Raw genomic sequence first — 1,135 nt, 5'->3', positions numbered from 1 at the left:
GGACCTCTGGATGATCGGAGGTCGGCATGGTGTTTCTGGATGTATTTGGCGAGGTTCCGGACCCGCGGGACTTGACCGCGCAGCATCCGTTGCCGGAGCTTTTGTTCGTGGCCTTTGCGGCGGTGCTTTGCGGGGCGACGCACTGCACGGAAATGGCGTTGTTTGCCGAGAACCGGCTCGATCTGTTGCGGCAATTCATCCCGCTCGAGCGTGGCGCACCCAGCCACGACACCTTCAGCCGGGTGCTGGCGGCAGTCGATCCCGTCGCCCTCAACGATGCCTTCATGCGCTTCATGGCCGCGTTCGGCGCGCAGGCGCGCATCGATGCGCCGAAAGGCCAGGTCGCCATCGACGGCAAGAGCCTCAGGCGCGCCTACGCCAAGGGCCGCTCGCATATGCCGCCGCTGGTGGTCACCGTCTTTGGCTGCGACACCTTCATGAGCCTGGCCCAGACCGTGGCGCAGGAGGGCGGCGAGGTGCAGGCGGCGATTGCGGCGCTCGAACTGTTGTCGCTCAAGGGGTTGACCGTTACCGCCGACGCCTTGCACTGCCATCGCCGCATGACCAAGGCCGTGCGCGAGGGCGGCGGCCACTACGTGATCGCCATCAAAGGCAACCAGTCCAAATTGGCCAGCCAAGCCAACGCCGCACTCGACACGGCGGCGGCGCGCAAGGCAACCAGGTTCCATCAGACCGAGCAGGACGCGCATGGTCGTCACGAGGTGCGGCGCGCCTTCGTCATTCCCTTCGCGCAGACGCCAGGCAAGAACGCGCTCGTCGACCTTTGCGCCATCGGCCGTGTCGAAAGCTGGCGCACCGTCAATGGCAAGACCACGCACAAGGTCCGATGCTATGCGCTGTCGCGCAAGATGCCGGCCCAGGAGCTGCTCGCCACAGTACGCCGCCACTGGAGCATCGAGAATGACCTGCATTGGCAACTCGATGTCCTGCTCGGCGAAGATCAAATCAGGGGCCGCAAGAACAACACGGCCGCCAATCACGCCATACTTCGGCGCCTCACGCTCAATGTTCTCAGAGCCGACCCCGAAAACATCCCGCTCAGCCACAAACGACTCAAAGCACGATGGGCCGATCAAGACCTACTCCGCCTCTTCACTCATATGCGATAGCCCTA

Annotated in this window: 1 protein-coding gene; it reads left to right on the top strand. The window is 64.0% G+C overall.

The genetic code is table 11. The annotated features are described in order from the left end of the window. The first annotated feature begins 26 nt into the window (after positions 1-26). The gene (locus tag AC4FWB_RS34415) at positions 27-1,130 is read left to right on the top strand and encodes an ISAs1 family transposase (protein WP_491030657.1); all 1,104 of its coding nucleotides are present in this window, start codon (positions 27-29) and stop codon (positions 1,128-1,130) included. Positions 1,131-1,135 lie beyond the last annotated feature (5 nt).

It is taken from the genome of Mesorhizobium sp. LEGMi-168a (assembly GCF_058312955.1).
Note: the sequence above shows the minus strand (reverse complement) of the source record. Positions and strands in the feature narration are given on the sequence as shown.

Bases quoted from the DNA above. Each gene is read 5' to 3' on its own strand.
- AC4FWB_RS34415 (WP_491030657.1), top strand. From the start codon at position 27: ATGGTGTTTCTGGATGTATTTGGCGAGGTTCCGGACCCGCGGGACTTG.